General features: G+C 60.2%; 17 protein-coding genes. 8 read left to right on the top strand and 9 right to left on the bottom strand.

Features of this window, described 5'->3' with window-relative positions; translation table 11 throughout:
• Positions 1-13: 13 nt before the first annotated feature.
• Positions 14-211 carry an RraA family protein gene (locus NKJ75_RS18345; RefSeq protein WP_196813640.1) on the bottom strand — a complete coding sequence of 66 codons (198 nt, stop codon included), beginning with the start codon at positions 209-211 and terminating at the stop codon, positions 14-16.
• 972 nt (positions 212-1,183) lie between these two features.
• Between NKJ75_RS18345 and NKJ75_RS18340 the strand changes: the two genes are divergently transcribed.
• From NKJ75_RS18340 to NKJ75_RS18330, 3 genes are all read left to right on the top strand, one after another.
• The gene (locus NKJ75_RS18340) at positions 1,184-1,531 is read left to right on the top strand and encodes a winged helix-turn-helix domain-containing protein (protein WP_352500020.1); all 348 of its coding nucleotides are present in this window, start codon (positions 1,184-1,186) and stop codon (positions 1,529-1,531) included.
• Between the two features lie 2 nt (positions 1,532-1,533).
• Positions 1,534-2,697, top strand: a complete 1,164-nt coding sequence (locus NKJ75_RS18335) for a transcriptional regulator (protein ID WP_352500019.1) — start codon at positions 1,534-1,536, stop codon at positions 2,695-2,697.
• Positions 2,698-2,892: 195 nt separating this feature from the next.
• The gene (locus NKJ75_RS18330; protein WP_023825152.1) at positions 2,893-3,015 is read left to right on the top strand and encodes a hypothetical protein; all 123 of its coding nucleotides are present in this window, start codon (positions 2,893-2,895) and stop codon (positions 3,013-3,015) included.
• A 297-nt stretch (positions 3,016-3,312) separates the two neighbouring features.
• Here the strand turns inward: NKJ75_RS18330 and NKJ75_RS18325 are convergent, their stop codons facing one another.
• On the bottom strand, positions 3,313-4,317 hold the full coding sequence (locus tag NKJ75_RS18325) for a GlxA family transcriptional regulator (RefSeq protein ID WP_245260153.1): 1,005 nt from the start codon (positions 4,315-4,317) through the stop codon (positions 3,313-3,315).
• A 113-nt stretch (positions 4,318-4,430) separates the two neighbouring features.
• On the opposite strand from NKJ75_RS18325, the gene NKJ75_RS18320 reads away from it, so the two are divergent.
• Positions 4,431-5,837 (top strand): FAD-binding oxidoreductase, encoded by a 1,407-nt coding sequence (locus NKJ75_RS18320; RefSeq protein ID WP_023716192.1) that lies wholly within the window; start codon positions 4,431-4,433, stop codon positions 5,835-5,837.
• Between the two features lie 263 nt (positions 5,838-6,100).
• Here NKJ75_RS18320 and NKJ75_RS18315 read toward each other — a convergent pair whose 3' ends face one another.
• Both NKJ75_RS18315 and NKJ75_RS18310 read right to left on the bottom strand, forming a co-directional pair.
• The gene (locus NKJ75_RS18315; RefSeq protein ID WP_023699225.1) at positions 6,101-6,487 is read right to left on the bottom strand and encodes a hypothetical protein; all 387 of its coding nucleotides are present in this window, start codon (positions 6,485-6,487) and stop codon (positions 6,101-6,103) included.
• A 34-nt stretch (positions 6,488-6,521) separates the two neighbouring features.
• Positions 6,522-6,851 (bottom strand): MoaF-related domain-containing protein, encoded by a 330-nt coding sequence (locus NKJ75_RS18310; RefSeq protein WP_023699226.1) that lies wholly within the window; start codon positions 6,849-6,851, stop codon positions 6,522-6,524.
• Between the two features lie 166 nt (positions 6,852-7,017).
• Between NKJ75_RS18310 and NKJ75_RS18305 the strand changes: the two genes are divergently transcribed.
• Together NKJ75_RS18305 and NKJ75_RS18300 are read left to right on the top strand one after the other, a co-directional pair.
• Positions 7,018-8,073: a LacI family DNA-binding transcriptional regulator gene (locus tag NKJ75_RS18305; protein ID WP_023825156.1), complete on the top strand. Its 1,056-nt coding sequence runs from the start codon at positions 7,018-7,020 to the stop codon at positions 8,071-8,073.
• A 372-nt stretch (positions 8,074-8,445) separates the two neighbouring features.
• On the top strand, positions 8,446-10,626 hold the full coding sequence (locus NKJ75_RS18300) for an adenylate/guanylate cyclase domain-containing protein (protein ID WP_023716195.1): 2,181 nt from the start codon (positions 8,446-8,448) through the stop codon (positions 10,624-10,626).
• 15 nt (positions 10,627-10,641) lie between these two features.
• On the opposite strand, the gene NKJ75_RS18295 is transcribed toward NKJ75_RS18300, so the two are convergent.
• The 5 genes from NKJ75_RS18295 to NKJ75_RS18275 all read right to left on the bottom strand — a co-directional run bounded on the left by NKJ75_RS18295 (position 10,642) and on the right by NKJ75_RS18275 (position 15,711).
• On the bottom strand, positions 10,642-11,145 hold the full coding sequence (locus tag NKJ75_RS18295; protein ID WP_023716196.1) for a YHS domain-containing (seleno)protein: 504 nt from the start codon (positions 11,143-11,145) through the stop codon (positions 10,642-10,644).
• A gap of 12 nt (positions 11,146-11,157) precedes the next feature.
• Entirely contained in the window at positions 11,158-11,748 is a 591-nt protein-coding gene (locus tag NKJ75_RS18290; RefSeq protein WP_352463670.1) for an ankyrin repeat domain-containing protein, read from the bottom strand.
• Positions 11,749-12,109: 361 nt separating this feature from the next.
• Positions 12,110-13,522 (bottom strand): hypothetical protein, encoded by a 1,413-nt coding sequence (locus NKJ75_RS18285; RefSeq protein ID WP_155923635.1) that lies wholly within the window; start codon positions 13,520-13,522, stop codon positions 12,110-12,112.
• Complete coding sequence (locus NKJ75_RS18280; RefSeq protein WP_352500018.1) at positions 13,512-14,717, bottom strand: MFS transporter; 1,206 nt, start codon at positions 14,715-14,717, stop codon at positions 13,512-13,514. The genes NKJ75_RS18285 and NKJ75_RS18280 overlap by 11 nt, the downstream gene beginning before the upstream one ends.
• A 106-nt stretch (positions 14,718-14,823) precedes the next feature.
• On the bottom strand, positions 14,824-15,711 hold the full coding sequence (locus NKJ75_RS18275; protein WP_023829990.1) for a helix-turn-helix transcriptional regulator: 888 nt from the start codon (positions 15,709-15,711) through the stop codon (positions 14,824-14,826).
• Between the two features lie 278 nt (positions 15,712-15,989).
• Here NKJ75_RS18275 and NKJ75_RS18270 point away from each other — a divergent pair, with 278 nt between their 5' ends.
• Positions 15,990-16,985 carry a class I SAM-dependent methyltransferase gene (locus NKJ75_RS18270; protein WP_023694972.1) on the top strand — a complete coding sequence of 332 codons (996 nt, stop codon included), beginning with the start codon at positions 15,990-15,992 and terminating at the stop codon, positions 16,983-16,985.
• An 11-nt stretch (positions 16,986-16,996) separates the two neighbouring features.
• On the top strand, positions 16,997-17,932 hold the full coding sequence (locus NKJ75_RS18265) for a LysR family transcriptional regulator (protein WP_023716199.1): 936 nt from the start codon (positions 16,997-16,999) through the stop codon (positions 17,930-17,932).
• Positions 17,933-17,939 lie beyond the last annotated feature (7 nt).

Below are 17,939 nucleotides of genomic sequence, written 5' to 3'. Positions count from 1 at the left end.
ATCAAGAGTTTTCTCACCGCCCTGATACGGTGAGCCGCGCCAGCACCGTTTCAGCCTCGAGGCGAGGCACCACGGCGATACCATCGCGGTCGCCGACCAGTATGTCTCCCCGCGAGATGGTCATTCCTCCCAGTACCACCGGGAACCCGGCCGTGCCTGGACCATTGCGCGCCGGCGAGTTCGCGACGATCCCGGCACAGTAAACCGGCACCCGCCCGCCTCGATCCCGACAACATCGCGCACGAGGCAGGCGCACCCCTTGTTTCGCACCATGCCAAGGACCAGATCCTCAGTGACCGCCGCACCAGCAAAGCTGTCGGTGGCCGCAACGATGATATCGGCCAGTATCGCAGTACCTGGCGAGAGTGCCTTAATCCCTGGTGCAACGCCCCTCGCCCGCCCATGGCGTCTAGGACTAGGCTCACGGGCAAGCCGGAAAAGGCACTGATGATCTCTGCCGCAGGCCGTTCGAAACGGCTTTTGATGGTGAGCAGCGGTGGGTCTTCAATCATGTGGCGGCCTCACACCCTGAACGAACGAAAGACGAGCTGCAGCGGGATATTTGCGGTTCCTCAAAGGCGCTGCCGCAACTTCCATGCCCTTGAGAGATATCGAAGGCGAGGATCTTCGCTCTGGGGGCGCGGTGAAGTTCAAGCACCTGGCAGCTGAATTCCTCGCCATCGTAAAGAGCTGCGCGTCGTCGATCGCATCGAGGCAGCGACCCAAGGCGCCTCGCCGAGAGTGGAAGACGAGGAATAGTTCGCCCGATTCGCGTGATCGCATTTCGCGATAGCCGCCGGCGAGCCAGTCATTGGCTTCTCGGCGCCGGCCGATCTGTACTCCAGCGACCAGGTTTCAGAAAAGTTTCAGAATTTCGCCGGTACGCACCGCTCCACATGCGCCATGATCCCTACAATCTAGGGAGTGGCCATCATGGAAAACGACGTCGAAAGGCTCCGCATACGGCAAGAGCTTTACGAGTTGTACTTCAGTGGGGTCAACAGCTTGGCCTGCGCGCCAATGCCCGGCACCTTCTTCGAACTTCTAGAGTTGGGCGCCCTGGCTCGCCATGAACCCGTGCCTGAGGGGGCAGAACCTGCGGCTGCGGCAAAGGTCTTGACCGTAAGCGCGGATGGCCCCTGTATGTCGACGAGCCCGGCTCGGTTTGGCAGAGCGCTTCTGAATGTCGCATACAGAATCAGGGAGCATAGCAATCGGCGAGTGCGTGTTTGACACTTCGCGCGGCTTGCTGTTGCGCCAGGGTCATCCCGTCAAACTTCGTCCCAAGACATTTGCACTCCTGAGCCATCTCGTTGGAAAAACAGGGCACGTCGTCAGCAAGTCGGAGCTGATGGAGTCCGTCTGGCCTGGGCTGTTTGTAACCGAAGACTCGCTCACCCAAGGCGTGCGCGAGTTGCGCAAGGCGCTGCGCGATGACTCACAAAGTATAATCGCACCGTCTCAGGCCGCGGCTACCTCCTTTCACCGCTTGGCGCGCCGGCGAGGCCGCCGTCCGACCTGCCTTCTGTAGCGGTGCTGCGCTTCACTAATGAAGGCGATGCGACCGACACGCCTCTGGTCGATGGTTTTGCCGAGGACATTGTCAACGCTCTGGCGCGATTTCGCACTGCTGTTGTCCTGGCGCGCAACTCAAGCTTTTCCTTTGCGTCGGAGGACCCCGGCAACTGGACCGAGGTCGGCAGGAGACTCGGGGCAACCTTCCTGGTTCGGGGACGCATGGGCCTTCGCGACGGCACCGTACGGGTGGCGATCAACCTCATCGAAGCGGCAAACGGCGCGGTCTTGTGGGGCGAGAAGTTCACAGCATCGGGCTCAGCTGTTTTCGACATGCAGGAAGAGATCGCGCTGCGTGTGACGAACCGTCTTGTCGCACGGCTCGACGATGCGGGCTTGACGCGCGCCCGTCCAAAGCCTCCAGCAAGCCTGGCGGCTTATGAGCTTCTTCTCAAGGGGCTGGTGCATTTGCGTGGCTACGGCGCCGACGATAATCAGGCAGCACGGAACTACTTTGCTGCGGCCGTCACCAAGGATACGCATTATGCGCTCGCGCGCTCATACCTTGCATTTGCCGACCTGATTATCGGCGATTATGGAATGGCTCCTCCGGAGGTGCTGGCCGACATAGTAGAGCAAGCCCGCTTCGCGGTAGGACTCGCACCAGAGGAGCCTCGCTGCCATCGGATTCTTGCCCAAGCACTGCTGTGCACGCGCACATACGATGCCGCCGAGCGGCACTTTCGAAGATCCTATGACCTCAATCCCTTCGATGCGGACACGATCGCGCAGATCGGCTATCTGCTTGCCATCAGGGGCAAGCCTTTCGAAGCCCTGACCTGGATCGACAAGGCGGTTCAGATCAATCCGATACATCCAGACTGGTATCATTCCGACCGTGCATTCGCCCAATACGCGGCGGGAGACTACAAGGGAGCCGTTGTCAGTTGGTCGATGTTGCCCATGACTTCGGCCGTAAGGCTCACATGGCTGGCGGCGGCACAGGCGAAGTTGGGCAACCAGGACGCGGTATCGCGGCTCGTTTCGGAACTCAAGCGTATCGCGCCATCCTACACTCCACTGGAGTCGATCCGGGCCAGCATGCTTTACGAGCATGAATCTGACGCTGACCATCTTCTCGACGGAGTCGCGAAAGCGCTGATGATGTGGAGCGCCGCCTGAACTGTTTGGTTACCGGCCGGACTGGCGGAGCTTTGGGCAACGTTGAAACATTACGACACCGATGTGTCGGATGGTTTGCATTCAAAGGTTTTTGCGACGCTATCTGAGAGCTCTCGTCGGTGATCGCGGGAGGAACTATGGAATCGCCCGAGCATGCTTTCGAAATCATCCGCTACAAGAAATTGGACCGTCCGCGTGCCGGCCTATAGCAACACGCTGACCTTCGCTTTCGAGGCAGAAAGCTACGCACGCTCCTATGCGGATGGCCAGGCTTTCCGCCTTAGCGTCGAGGTGGCTGAGCGCAAGAAGTGTGCGTGAAGGGGGCCTACAATCCTGGTCGTTTCGCCCCAGACGGCTGAACCCGACGATGTCCGCCACCAGGATTGCCGCAATCTTACGGCGCTTCGGTCATTTCTGCTGCCAAAACCGCCACAAGCTTTCGTTCTGGGCGCGCCACGATCCCCTCCGGCCCTACACCTGGGTTTGCTCTAACGTGGCACCCCTGCCTACGCGCAACCAGCTACCAGAGTCCGCTTCAATCGGCGGCAGAGCTCGGCCCAATGGCCGAATTGCGGCGCATAGCGGAATATGGCATCGCGCCTAGACGGTTGAGATTCAACCGCGGCTCAGAACTCGCCGGAGAGCACTGAAACGAATGCGATATTGCGCCGGCGTCAGCCCGACCTTGCGGCGGAAGAGACGCCCGAAAAAACTCGCATCCTCGTAGCCGACTTCATTGGCCACACCCTCGACCGCCAGGTCGCCGGTCTCCAGCAGTTCCTTGGCCGCTTCGAGCCGGAGCGCGTGGATGTAGTCGATTGTCTTCATGTCCGTGGCCCTTGCGAAGCGGCGCACGAAGGAGCGCTCGGACAGGCCTGACAGCTTGGTCATGGCGGTGACGGGCGAAGGGGTCCGGTAGTTGCGTTCGGCCCATTTCTGGCAGCGGTTGATCACCGCGTCGTCGGTCTGGCGAAAGCGCATCAGCGCTGCGAAGGGCTGCTGGCCCATGTCGTGCCACTGCAGCATGTAGACCTTGGCGACCTCCATCGCCTCCCTGAGGCTGACGAAGCGCGCGATCAGATAGAGGGCGAGATCCTGCCAGCTTGAGCCGCCCCCGGCCATGACGATGCGCTGGGCCTCGCCGCTCAGCACGAGCGACTGGCCCGGCTTCACCTTCACGCCGGGATAGTTGTTCGTGAGCGTCTCGACATAGCCCCAGTGAATGGTGGCCTCGCGATTGTCGAGCAGCCCGGCCTCACCGAGCAGCACCGCGCCCGAACATGCGCTGGCCAGCATGGCGCCGTCGTCATGCGCTCGCTTCAGCCACGCGGCTTCGGCGTCATACTGCCCGGCAACGCTTTCGCCCGGATTGACGAAGAAATCTGGAATACAGACGATGTCGGGTGGCGGGCAATCGGCAAGGCTGTGATCTGGGCGCACCCAGATGCCGTTTGCCGCGCGAAACGGGCTGCCGTCCCCGGCGACCACATAGGGCCGCATGCGTGGCGTGCCCGCGGCTCCGCTGGTGATGAACAGGAAATCCCTGCCGGGCGAGGAAAACAAGTCGAACATGCCGTAGATCGTGGAGGCGGTAGCCTCCGGAGCGGCAAGGATCGCCACATTCAATGGTCTCGCCTGTTCAACCATGGCAGAAATGACCGCCTTCCAGCATTTTCGACTTTAGCGGCCGTGCCCGCGCCGCGCTAGCGTGTGTCAAACGAGGAGACCGCTACATGGCCGCCACCGCTACCCTTGCACAATCGAGCATCGATAGCTTCCGTTCCATCTTGTGCGGCGAGGTGCTGGAGCCGTCGAACCTGTCCTATGACGCGACGCGGGTCGTTTGGAACGGCATGATCGACCGCCGTCCCGCCCTCATCGCGCGCTGCCGGAGTGCTGCCGATGTCGTGGCGTCGGTGAATTTCGGGCGCGAGCATCGGTTAGCGATCGCGATCCGCTCGGGTGGCCACAATGTTGCAGGCTACGCCGTCTGCGAAGGCGGCCTGATGATCGACATGTCGCTGATGAAGGGCGTGCGGGTCGCGTCCGGCCTCGACCGTGCCCTCGTCGAGGGCGGCGCGACCTGGGCCGATGTCGATGCGGCCACCACCCCGCTTGGCCGCGCCACGCCGGGCGGTCTCATCTCGGCGACGGGCGTTGCCGGCCTGACGCTTTCCGGTGGCATCGGCTGGCTGCGCGGCAGCCACGGCCTCAGCGTCGATAATCTGCTGGCCGCCGATCTGGTGACCGCCGATGGCCGGCTCATCCATGCCGACGCGACGCAGAACCCGGATCTCTTCTGGGCGCTACGCGGCGGCGGCGGCAATTTCGGCGTGGTGACGAGCTTCGAGTTCAAGCTGCACCCGATCGAACCGGAGCTGATGTTATGCGGTCCGGCCTATCCCGAGGAGCGCGCCAACGAGATCATTCCGCTCTGGCGCGACTTTATGCAGACCGCACCCGACCGCCTGAGCGGCCTGGCCGAGTTCTCCACCCTGCCCGACGACCCCTCGATTGCCGAGCATGCAAGGGGCCGGCGCGTCCTGGCGCTCGCGCATGTCTATGACGGACCGGCCGACGAGGGCGAACGGGTCGTGGCGCCGTTGCGCAGTTTTGGGGAACCGCTCGTCGATTTCAGCGGCCGCATGCCATATCGCACCATCCAGTCGCTCTATGACGGGCTGTTCCCGAAAGGCCGCGACCGCTGCTACTGGAAATCCACTTACCTTTCGCGCCTCGACGACGAGGTCGTCGGGGAGACCACTGCTTGGATGGCGAAGCGCCCCTCCGAAATGACCTTCGCCTCGATCTGGAAGTTCGGCGGTTTCGTCCAGCGCGTTGCAGCCGATGAGACTGCCTTCGGCGACCGCTCCATGCCCTTCATGCTCAGCCTCGACGCCATCTGGCCAGGCGCTAACGAGGACGATGCGAACATCGGCTGGGTTCGCAGCTTCTGGCAGGACATGCAGCGCTACTCGACCGGCCGCCTCTATCTGAACTTCCCCGGCCATGGCGAAGGATCGGATCTCGTCCGCGACGCCTTCGGCGCTGAGGCTTACGCGCGGCTCGCCAAGATCAAGCACAGATACGATCCGGACAATCTGTTCCGCCTCAACCAGAACATCCTGCCAATGCGCTGACGCACAATCAAAATCGGGTGTACGGTGCGACCCTCGTCTCGCCGTGGGAGCTTTGATCGCGCTGAGTCGCGAGCGACGACCAGCGTGGTCGCCGCGATGCCCGCTTTCAATCAGTGGCAAATCTGTCCGCAACGGCTGAGATGAAGCGCAAAGCTGTCGGGCAACCTTGGGGACCGCAAGCCAACTGGCAGCTTTAAGGCTTCAATCCGTCAGAAGTGGACGTTCAGCGTGCGCGAGTTCCGGTGGCCAGGATCACGTCTGCTTTATGACTTCATCTCGACACGGATACCATGCAGGGTCTTGCTCGAAGCGTTGAGCACGCGACCCGCTGGTTGGGGGGCCATATGCACCACGAGACAGCCTTGACCGTCCCATGCCTGAACCGCCTGGATGACATCTCGATTGGGCGGCATCATGGTTCCATCCGGCGCGAAGTCGTGGATAGGGCCTTCCACCTCATCGAACACGAATACTGAAGGCCAGCGGTGGTGATGTGTCGGCTCTTCCTCGTCGGGCTTGAGGATTACCTCAAGCACACGTAGCCGGTCATTCTCAAACAACACCTTATGGTTTCCGGGAGCCGCGATAACGGCGTCAAGCTTTGGATCCCACTGCGTAGGATCGGTCTGGTCGATCACCTTGGTAGTCATGGCGTAATTCTCCTCTCAGATAGACAGGCGGCCCTCACGCCGTCGTCACTGGTTGAATTGTGCCTTGGGCGCAGAACTGCTGCCCGTCCGCCAGTCGCGCATAGTTATGAACGATCTGGTTCTCGTGATCTTGAACCTGCACGACGAAGTTGCCGCCTTGCTCGGTCCAACTCATGATGAAAAGTCCGGGTCGAACGCCGGTCAGATTGCTCTGAACCACCTCGTCGATCTCGGTAGCGCCGATCGTCGCCTGCACCCGCAATTCGGTCGGCGACAGGACCGTCAACCTCGGTACGAACTGTCCGAATGAGCAATCAAAAGTCTTTCCGACGAGCGAGGTCGGAGCACCATTGGTGGTAGCCATCCTAATCCTCCTTGATGATTTTCGAAATCAGCTCGGCCGATGCTCGGGACAGATGCCGAACTGCCACTTTCAATTTTTGGAGCGCTCCAAGTGCAAGTTCCAACATTTTGGACCTAGCGTCAAGAAAAAACTTGGAGCGCTCCAAGAAATTGTCTAATTGAGGGAAATGAACGCTTCTAAAATGCCTACGCTCGCCGATGTCGGCCGGCTCGCTGGAGTCTCCCGCGGCACCGTCTCCAACGTATTCAACCATCCGGATCTGGTGCGATCCGATCTGCGCCAGCGCGTCGAGGCCGCGGCGCGTCAGCTTGGTTATGATGGCCCCGACCCGAGGGGACGCGTGCTGCGCGACGGCAAGTTCAACGCCATAGGCCTGATCCCCCCGGGCGCATACGCGATTGCCGATATGATCAGGAGCCCATATCTGCGCGAGCTGGTGCTTGGCGTTTCGCTTGCTTGTGACGAGGCTGGAGCGACATTGAGTTTGGTCAATGGTACGGACGAGACACGCACTTCCACCATTCGAGAGGCCTTGGTTGACGGCTTCATTCTGGGCCACAGCGCGGACATCGAGTTGATTGCGTCTTTACGGCGCCGGCGGCTGCCCTTCGTCATCCTCGAGAGCGATGCCGGTCCGGACGTCAATTCTATCCGGATAGACGGCAGGAGCGGGGCGCTGGCGGCCATCAGGCATCTGGCTGCTCTTGGACATCGGCGTTTTGCAATCCTTTCCATTCGGCGCACATCGGGGTCACCCATCGTCCATTTGCCTGGCAATTCCCCGCGCGCTATCTCTGCCGGTTTTCAACTCGATCAGGAGAGACTTTTCGGCTTCGCCCAGGGTTTGGCTGAGCTCGGTCTGTCAATCGACAATGTCCCGATCATCGAGACGACCCCAGGTGAGCCTTCGGCCGGAGCGGTCGTATTCGACCGGGCTCCGCAAGCAACGGCGATCTTGACTATGTCGGACTGGCAGGCAATCACCGTCCTGGACGAAGCGCGTCGGCGCAATATCAAGATACCCGAACACATGTCTGTCGTCGGCTTCGATGGCACTGCGGAGTCTTCGCGCACCACGCCCCCGCTCACGACAGTGGCTCAAGACATTGTCGGGAAGGGGAGACTTGCCGCCACGACGGTGTTTGCAAACGGCGCCCCGAGCCAGGTGATCATACCGGTCGAACTCTTGGTCCGCGGCTCGACCGCCCGACCACGCGGTTAGGCCGGTCACCTCATACTCGTCGTAACGCACAGTGCGCACTGCGAACTCCAGCGTGGTCGCCGTCAACGTCTGCTTTCAGAAGGTATCAAAGGTGGCTGCAACGGCCGAGATCAGGCGCATTGCGGTCCGGCAGCCTTGGGGCCGGGACCAGTAAGTCCGCTTGTGGTCAGTTAAGAACGACAGAGGCCGATCTCGACCCACATCAGCCATGCGGCAACATCCGGTTTCGCACAAGGCTAAGCCATGAGGGCAATGTCTTCAAAACGACGTGGTTGCATTATCGCTGTCCAGTAGGCCAAGCATGCTCGCATTCGAAACGCCAGTCGAATACGCTCAGCGAAGCTTTGAGCTAGGGAGGCAGGACAACCGCACATGGAGCGAAGGCTTACCGCGATCCTTGCTGCCGACGTGGTCGGCTACAGCACGCTCATGGGCGAGGATGAGGTCGGCACGCTCGAACGACTGAAGGGTTGCCGTCGAGAACTGGTCGACCCCGCGATCAAGGAATTCCACGGTCGGATTATCAAGCTCATGGGAGACGGGGCGCTGGTCGAATTCGCCAGCGTCGTTGATGCCGTCCAATGCGCTGCCGCGATTCAGCGCCGGATGGCTGTCCGAGACCCGGGCACCTCCGACCCCCGCCACATCCGGTTTCGCATCGGCGTCAATCTCGGTGATGTCATCGTAGAGGAAAATGACATCTACGGCGATGGCGTCAACATCGCCGCGCGCCTCGAGGCTATGGCCGAGCCGGGGGGTGTATGTATCTCCGGAACCGCATTTGATCATGCCGTTCACAAGGTTGATGTCGGCTTTGCCAGTCTTGGCGAGCAGCGCCTCAAGAACATCGCCGATCCGGTTCGCGCCTATCGATTGCTGCTGGATCCCGCAGCATCGGGAAAGGTCACGGCCGCGCCACACCGGCCGAGCTCGCGCGTCATCATCCTGGCAGGCGCCGCCGCCTTGGCGATCGCCGCGATTGCCGGCATTTTCGCATGGCAGAAGTTCTCAGTGCCATCGCGGCCATCGGTTGCCGTGCTGCCGTTTGCAAACCTCGGCGGCGATCCAGGCCAGGACTATTTCGCTGACGGCATCACCGAGGATCTGATCACCGACCTCACCAAGCTGTCCGGTCTGGACGTCATCGCGCGCAACTCGGTGTTCGCCTACAAGAACAAGCCTGCAGCGCTGGCGGACGTCGCGCGCGACCTTGGCGTCCGCTTCGTTGTCGAGGGGAGTGTCCGCCGCACCGGCGAGCAGATCCGCCTCAATGCCCAGCTCATCGATACGGCAACGGGCGACAATCTGTGGGCCAACCGGTTCGACCGTGGCATGGCCGGCGTGTTTGCCGTCCAGCACGAGATGAGCGGCGAGATCGCCAAGGCGCTTGGCATGCAACCTTCGGCAGCGGAAAGCGAGCGCATGGCGCGGCCGCCGACGAGCAATCTCGAGGCCTATGATTACTATCTACAAGCCGAGACGGCGTCACGCAGCGTCCTGCAGGCCGGCCTGCGGGAGGCGCTCACGCTCTACGACAAGGCGGAGGAGCTTGACCCCGCCTTTGCCGAAGCCTTCGCGGCCGACGCGCGCACCACAATCTATATCTGGCGGGAGGCCTTCAACGACGTCATCCAGAGCGCGCCAGCACGAAAGAGAGCATATGAGAAGGCGAGCCGAGCTTTGGAACTCGACCCTGACCTTTCGTCGCCCTATGCAATTCTTGGGATCATGCAGGTCGTGAATCGCCGCTACGAAGATGCGATTGCCTCTGCCAAGAAGGCTGTTTCAATCGGTCCGGGCGATGCAGAGGCGCAAGCAGCCCTTGGATATGTTCAGTTATACGCCGGCAATCATGCCGAGGCAGCCACTGCGGTCGAGACGGCGCTCAGGCTCGACCCCGACCTCTCAGCGATCAACCGGGAAACTGCTGGGCTGGTTTTTCTGCTCCAGGGCAATGTCGAGAAAGCGATCGAGACTCTCGAGCACACACGCGACGATGCGTCCACGGTTGGCAACTTTCGGTTTACGCTCGCTGCGGCGTATGTCCGCGGCGGCCGCCTACCGAATGCGAAAGCCGCAATCGCCGAGGGGCTCCGCCTCGTAGCAGGGTCCAGCTACGTGGACTCTTTGGCTGGGTGGGAGATGACTCATGCACATTTTCGGAATCCGCAGGATCTGGCGATACTCGTCGCCGCACTGCGCCAGGCGGGCCTCCCCCAATGGCGCTTCGGCTTTACCCCGGCCGAACAGGACCAGTTACAGGGTGCCGAGATCGCGTCCCTCGTCATTGGCCATACACTGCAAGGCCAGATCGAACCCGGTCTCCAACCAGCCTTCCTTCAGATCGGAAGCGACGGCAAGGCGGCCTTCCGCTCTACGACGCGGCTAGTCACCGAGACCGTCTACGTCGATGGCGATCTGTTGTGCGAGCAGAGCGAGAACCTGTTCGGTCGCCCCGACTGTGGTCCCGTCTACAGACGCAACGACGCAGCCGGCAAAAGCTACTCCTATGCCAATACAAGCAAGGTGTTTCACTTCACCGTGGTTCGGTAGACGCACACGCGCGTCTCAATGATAGTGATCGAGTTCCAAATTGGCCGCGACCTTCGGCCAGTTGGCATCGGCTTTCGGGATATTTTCAGCTGCATGCGCGGCGAAATCATCCGCATTGTCGACGTCGTAGATCAGGTAGAGCTTGCCGTCGATAATCTTGAATGCCTCAGGATCGACATTGACCGTGACCCCCCCGCCCACGACTTCGCCGGCGCAGTACCCGCCATATTGAGGAGCGTACTTGACCGGTTCGCTCATGAACATTTCCTGGTGTTTCTTGCTGGCGAAATGCCAAGGTGTCCCCAGCCATTCATAAGTGAACTCTTCGGAGCCCTTCACGGCCTTGCCGTCAGTGAAGTAAGCGACCGTGTCGTAGCCCATGATCGCCACACCACCAAAATAGCCGGTGTTTACCGAATCGTCGGCACATGCCGATCCCGCGCCGGCGACCACAGCTACCGCGACCAGGGCAGCCGTCCCCAAACTCCGAACCAGTCGTAGCTTGATCATCGTGCTCATCTGTATCCTCCGTTAATCGTGGATCTCGGCGCACTTCGCCGCGTTCGCCTCGCCAAGAATTTTGGCTTGGCAGGTAGCACCATGGCGTTTGAAAAGTCGTATGATATCCGTGTTGCCCTTCCAGAATGCGCGCGTTATCGGCATGTAGCCATGCCCCTCGGCATGGTTCACATTGGCACCTTTCGCAATGAGGAACTCGGCCAGTTGAATGTGGTTTTCCTCGCCGGCCACCAGCAACGGCGTAGCACCCGCCTTGTTGGCGGCATCGTCGAGCACCGCGCCTTTTTCCAGCAGCAGCTTGGCGATCGGCAGGCTGCCCGAGAAGGCCGCCGCATGAAGCGGGGTAAAGCCGCCCGAGTTACGCGCCATGATGTCGGCACCCTTGGCCAGCAAGAAGTCGGCGATTTCCGGCTGGTTATCGAGCGCTGCAGCGATGAGCAGCGTTGCCTGGTCGCGCGCCCGGCTGTCGACGTCGGCACCGCCTGCCAGGGCTTGCTCCACGGCACCCTTGTCGCCGGCGGCGATGGAGTCGAACAACTGCTCACCTGCGGCTGCTGTTGTAGCCGCCAAAACCAGCATTCCAAGTGCCAGCAATCCGCGCATTGTGCAAGGTAGCATATTAGCTTGTGGTCATACAAGCTGTCCTGGGCACATCAGGTGGATCCAAGGCGGACGGCGCGGCCAGACATAGCGAACGCGGCCCAGGGCGGGAAGGCGTTAGTGCTACTGGCTTCGTCAGTACGGCACCGGTCCAGGCTGAATTTTGAAGAGCGTCGATTACCGAGGCGCCGAGCGGCGTCGAACGTAACCGCCTGTTGCTCCGTTGGGATAGCCGGTAAGCGCAAAGGTGGCCGTTGGCGGAAGTGTCCGCTTTCGGATGCAACTATGGCTTGCTCAATGACCGACATGGGGCGCAAAGCTGCCATTCGTAACCGGCGTACACATAGGAAGTGCATAGGACATTTCAGGAAAAGGCCCATTCCGCATCGGACGGCGTGACCAACCCCTGCCGCAGTCGGCTGTGAAGTTCATTCCACGACGGGTCTGTCACGAAGCCTTTCATGCTTCCACAAGCCTCGGCGAAGGAAATGTCGCCCAAACGGCCGATGAGATCACTCATCGCGCCGTTCCTGCCCTTCAGGAATAGCTCGAGCGGATCATCATCACACTCAATTACCCGATGTCCCCAAGCACCCGGTACGTCGTCGCTTGCGAGAGCCTGCTGAAGATCTTCATCCACGCCTGTGGCCTCAAGCGCCCGGGAGACGACATAGCGCATCAGGGGGTAATAGATCGGCTGATAGCTGCCTCCAAGCGCGCGCACGCCGGGCAGGATCGACAAAACCAGAAACATCAGCAGGAGATTCGGGACAAGGCTGCGATTTGCCAGCCGCTCAAGGATATCGGGGGCTGTGAAGCACGCCACCTTCATACCGGTCGCGGGATCGATGAGCTCTCCGGCAACCAGACGCAGCGGAAGGCGTTTGCCATTTTCGTAGAGCCAGAAGAAGTCGGTACCGCGCGCGAGCCAGCCACTCCAGGGGCCGGACGCGAGCCCATCGATGCCGGCAAGGATATTGGAGGCGAACTTCGGGTCTTCCAGCAGTCTCATGCGTAGCCAGGAATTTTCGTCCGACAGATGGTCGGCCACCAAGTCGGCGATATCCTCGTCGTCGATCTGCAGGAAGGCAAAGCGGTGTCCGAACATTCTTGGCCAAAGGATGAGATTGGCTGCCTTGATGGCATGCGCCGGCCGGTCGAATTGCGTTTTCGGCAGAAGGCTACGAAGCAGCGTGAGCGCGTCTCCCCCAGTATTTGGCTCCCTCGGTAACAACTCGAACCTGTAAGGTCCCGGCCCGGCTAGCAGGCTGTATCCGATCATCCGGCTTCGGCTCAGGCCAAAGACGTTGACCGGCTTGCCGTCAACGGTGATCCAGCCTGGTCCCTTGCGTGGCTTTTCGACGAGATTCACCGTCGAAACGGCGTAGGAAACGTAGGTCGAACAGCCATGCGCCGAGAGACCAAGGAGGCTGAAGATATGCGTATAATAGGCTTCCGGCTCCAGGAGGAGAAACAAATGAGGGCCTGTCTGCAACACGCGGCGCCTTTGGAAATCCCTGCAGATTTCCAAGGCGGTATCGGCAGACAACCCGTTTCGTGTCGCTGCCTTCCTGATGATGTCGAGTAGTTTGGTGAAGGCTCGGAGCCGGATTTCTGGCATGGGAACCGAAGCCGGCGCCGTAAACAGGCGAAACGCATAATCACGGATCGGCCGGGAATGGTATGGGCTCATCCAGGGGTAGAGTGCCGTCAGCGACCCCAGGACTGCCTGTTTCGCATCTACGCCTGCTGTTAGCTCTTCCACCTCACGTTTCACCTTTTTCTCGTGTCTGAATTACACCCACGCTCAAACACAAAATACTGACGAGGAGCGCCACGCCAAAGCTCAAGAAAATCGTCGAAGGAAATGCTCGATCTCCGACAGCGGCGGCGATGCCGAAGATGAGTAACCCGAGCACCACGGCCACACTATGCATAATGCCTTTGGCCCGGCCCAAAAGATAAATGGATACATGCGACTGCAATGTGACTTCAACGCTGACGCGTCCAAGATTGTATAGAAATCCGAGCGCGACAAAAAGGATCACTGTCCAGGGCGTGGGCAGAGATGCCAGCGCCATGAGTACCAGCGCCGTTAAGCCCAAAAGCATGAGATGCCGCACGTGGGTACTCATCGCTCTTTCAATCCGGAACAGAGAGACCGCACCGATCAGTGAGCCCGCCGACCATGCAGCCTCAAGGTAGCCGAAATCCGCGGCAGTACCCTTCTGCTCCTGGAAGACGAAGCTAGATCCCATGACGCTGACAAGCACCGCGCTTGTGTAGAGAAGCGCGTAGACGCCGATGAGACGACGCAGGCTTGGATCTAATTGTGCTGCCGAGATTTTGGCGAAGCGGACATCACGCGAAACCGGTTGCAGCCGCATCAAGGCTAGGCAGCCCGATGAAAACAAAAAGAAGGCAGCAATAACGGTGAATGGCACGACTGGGGAGCGATCATGCAGCAAAGGCCCTGCAAGCAAAGCTGCGCCGAGATTGCCGACCTGCATGACGAAGAAGACGGCGGAATTCGAGGCTACAAGATCGCGGCCGTCAGCTATCACGGGGATCATTGATTGAGAGCTTGTAAGCGCGACACGGTCGCAAAACGAAAAGAGGGCCGCTGACAGACAGATAATCACAAACACGTCCATGTCGAGAAGCGCGCAAGCGGTAGCCAGCATAACGACGAAGCGGCTGAGGTCTGCCGCAACGTTCAAGCATCGCCTGTCAAATCGATCCGCCGCTACACCGGCCAGAGGGCTCGCGATGAATTCGACAACGCTGACGATCGCAAGGAACGTCGCCACGCCGGCGGTTCCGTACCCTCGCTCGACGAGAATCCAGGCGGATGCGATGTAGTAGCCGTTTCGGGCAACGGCCGCCGATAGCGTGCTGGCCAGGAATCCGAGGCAGGGACTGGACCGGCCGGCCCGTCCTTTGCCATGATGAACTCGAACCAGGTTTGACATGAGCGGCGTATCCGGCTGACCGCCGATGGATACCGTCTTCCGCCAAGCCTGCTTTACTGTGATGTTGGGGTTTTCCGATACTTGCTGAGAACCGACAAGCGGGGGGCTAGATTCTGCAGTTACGACGAAACTCCGTCGGGACCGCGCCGAATGCCCGCTTAAAGGCGGTCGTGAAATGGCTCGAGCTGCCGAAACCACATTCCATCGCGATTTCCGTCGCCGACAGACTGGTCGATCGCAGCATGTCCGCGGCCTGCTCCAGCCGTCGCTGCGCAATGAATGCGTGCGGCGTCATGCCTGTCGACTGCTTGAAGGCCCTCCAGAAATGGAACCGGCTAACCCCAATTTCTTTCGCCAGATCGGCGAGCGTAGGTCTGCCGTCCGACAACGTCTCGATCATGTCCACCGCCCGCTTGAGATCGAACGATGACAAACCGCCTTTTGCCGGCTCCTGATGGAAGCCGTTCAACCTCAACATTTGGCCGAGCAATTGCGTGGCGTGGCACTCCACCATCGTTGCGCTGATGGGGTCAGGCTGCTTGAGCTCCAAGGCAATCCTCTGCAACGCCAACTCTACAGTGCCGTCCCGAAACCCGATCGACGGCGGCAGCACTGCCGGGCGATGGCGAGCCGTTCCCGCAAACACATCGTCGGCGAACTCTTTTGCAATCGAGACTAGGAGGTAGGAAGCGGTCGCGTCCCCCTCGTCCCACCCATTCCAATCACTGCCGGCGGGCATGAAGATTATCGAACCGGCCCGGCGCGGCAAAAAGGCAATCCGGCGCCCATCCACGATGTCTTCTCCGCGGCACGCCGTGCCCTTCAGGTTCATCAGGAACAAATGGTTTGGCTGCAGGATTCTTGTTTCCTGGCGCTCAAGCCCGGTTCTTTTGACCACGTCCGCCCGCACGCTCCCCCAATTCTCATATTTGTGTGTAAGCGACTGGTGCCGGGAACGGCGATTCTGGGTCGGGTCGAGCGCAAGAGTATTCACGTATCCGCAGCCTCCTTACTGGCGAGCGGCCAGTCGGCGCATGATGTGGCGAACCATGGGTTGCTGAACAACACGCAAATAACTCTGGATTGGTAGAAGATGTGACTTTAGCGAAAAAATGGCAAACGAGTGAAAGCCGCCTGTATCCGGCAGGCCTACCAGTTGGCTCAGCCAATACTTGAGCCCGGTGAAATATTAGACCCCACTTATCTTGGTGGAATTTCCCCCATCGACGTATCGGCATCTCACCAATGGAACGGTGCTGGAGGCATACTGCGATGCGTGGACTCGACGACTTTCTGGCTGAGTGCGACCACGGCCCACGGATCAACGGACTGGCAGGCTTTTTCGCGGCGACCGCCGCTGGCAAGAGCGGGATGCCAATCCGCAAGCCCGTCGCCGACGCCCGGCTTCTGCCGAGCGATGAACTGCTGCGCGGCCTGGTCAGCCTGCATGCGGCACGACAAGGCTTTTTTGACCAGCATTATCACGGCAGCATTCCCTACAGATTGGAGGAGGAGTGCCGGACGGCCTACGCAATGCTGAAATACGCACGGGATCGTGGTGGTCCGCATTCGCTATACAGCCTTGGAACAGCGGAAGGCACGATGGCGAGGACACTGTCCGAACTGTCGGAGGGACAGATACGCACACTGTCGTGCAGCCCGAACGCGGAGAATTACAATTGCTTCATGGCTTATGGCGAACCGCCGCACGCTGACTTCTTCGTCGGCCCCTTTCATCATTTGACAAAGGACGTCCTGCGTTCAGATCCGCGACTGGCAAATTTTGCCCACGGGTTCGACATCATTCTCGAAGATACGACCTTTCAGATGTACTCGCCCAACAGAGCAAGCCAGATCGAATTCGTGACCCAGCACCTCAAGCAGGACGGAATCTTCGTCTTCGTCGAAAAGTTCCGGGCAACCGAGGAGCCGGACTACAGGCGTCGCGAATACCAGAAGGATTTTGGGTTCAAGGCGCGCTATTTTCCCCCAGATGAAATCGAGAAGAAGCAAACCCTCGTTCTGGATACGATGTTCGGCAATGAGGTGACTTTGGCACAGATGGCCGACGCCATACGCCAGCATTTCAGCTACTGCTCACTGACGTGGAACAGCGGAAATTTCTGTAGCCTGGCGGCGAGCAATAGCGAGGAAAACCTAAACCGGTACCTCTCCCAGATGGCCACTCCGGCCATTCCGCACGAGTACGTCTACGAAACGAGCTTGTGTCCGCCCCTGCCCGTTAGCGTCCCTGCCGCGCAGGAATAGGCTCCTGCGCCTTGGGACAGGTCGACAACACGCTCCGCCGTTTGGACCATGTCTTCGCAGCTGTCGACCATGGCAGCCTCAGGCAGGCTGCAAGAGTTCTCAGAGTGAGGGAATCCTGTGTCAGCCGCAACATCGTAGCTCTCGAGCAGTTGCTCGACATGCAGTTGTTTGACCGCGACGTCCATGGCGTTCGGCTGACCGAGGCAGGCCGGGCCTGGGTCGATCTTGTCCGGGCCCATTATGAAGGCTTGCAGGATGCACTGGCTGGAGGTAGTCGCGGTCACCAGGATGTCAAAACGCTCAGGATAGGATTATGCGCCCAGATGGGGCGCACGTTCGTGACACGTCTCATCGATCGTTTTGGCCGTTTACATCCAGACGTGTGCGTCGAGATCGAAGACGTTCCACTCGAACAGTGCCTGGCGGCTATACGCCGCCGGCGCCTCGACATCGTCTTCACGCACGGGCTTGAGAACGCCGCCCTGTGCCGAAGCGAGATATTTGCGCACGAGCGTTTGTTCGTTCTCCTGCCCTGCTACCATCCGCTTGCAGAAAAGCCTGCGGTCAGATGGGCAGATCTTGCAGATACGTGTCTGCTGGTTTCAGGCGAATCCTCCCGGGATCCGCAATTGCTGGAGCATATCGCTGCGAATGGTGGCCCCGCTATCCAGATATGTCGCGCCAGCGAAGCAACGGTCATCCTCAAGGTGCAACTCGGTCAAGGCGTCACTCTGGCGGGCGAGGGTTTTGCCAGGACAGTCGCCATCGACGCCACAGTGTGGAAACCGATCCGTGGGCAGAGCAGCATCAGTTGGATCAAGGCAGTGTGGCTTGAATCGAACCCAAAGCGCGCGCTCTTGCGGCTGGTTGGGACCGCAAGAAACATGGCGACAGCAGCACGACCCGGGACCTGTCAATGGAGGAGCTCGCCGCGGCGCGATTTCTGAAGTCACG

This window comes from Mesorhizobium sp. M0058 (assembly GCF_040323095.1).
Lineage (GTDB): Bacteria > Pseudomonadota > Alphaproteobacteria > Rhizobiales > Rhizobiaceae > Mesorhizobium.
The sequence above is the reverse complement of the archived record's forward strand: the minus strand, read 5'-3'. Positions and strand labels throughout refer to the sequence as shown.

Coding starts and splice junctions, on each gene's coding strand:
- NKJ75_RS18340 (WP_352500020.1), top strand. CDS start 1,184: ATGTCGCATACAGAATCAGGGAGCATAGCAATCGGCGAGTGCGTGTTT.
- NKJ75_RS18320 (WP_023716192.1), top strand. CDS start 4,431: ATGGCCGCCACCGCTACCCTTGCACAATCGAGCATCGATAGCTTCCGT.
- NKJ75_RS18315 (WP_023699225.1), bottom strand. CDS start 6,487: ATGACTACCAAGGTGATCGACCAGACCGATCCTACGCAGTGGGATCCA.
- NKJ75_RS18310 (WP_023699226.1), bottom strand. CDS start 6,851: ATGGCTACCACCAATGGTGCTCCGACCTCGCTCGTCGGAAAGACTTTT.
- NKJ75_RS18305 (WP_023825156.1), top strand. CDS start 7,018: ATGAACGCTTCTAAAATGCCTACGCTCGCCGATGTCGGCCGGCTCGCT.
- NKJ75_RS18300 (WP_023716195.1), top strand. CDS start 8,446: ATGGAGCGAAGGCTTACCGCGATCCTTGCTGCCGACGTGGTCGGCTAC.
- NKJ75_RS18295 (WP_023716196.1), bottom strand. CDS start 11,145: ATGAGCACGATGATCAAGCTACGACTGGTTCGGAGTTTGGGGACGGCT.
- NKJ75_RS18290 (WP_352463670.1), bottom strand. CDS start 11,748: ATGCGCGGATTGCTGGCACTTGGAATGCTGGTTTTGGCGGCTACAACA.
- NKJ75_RS18280 (WP_352500018.1), bottom strand. CDS start 14,717: ATGTCAAACCTGGTTCGAGTTCATCATGGCAAAGGACGGGCCGGCCGG.
- NKJ75_RS18270 (WP_023694972.1), top strand. CDS start 15,990: ATGCGTGGACTCGACGACTTTCTGGCTGAGTGCGACCACGGCCCACGG.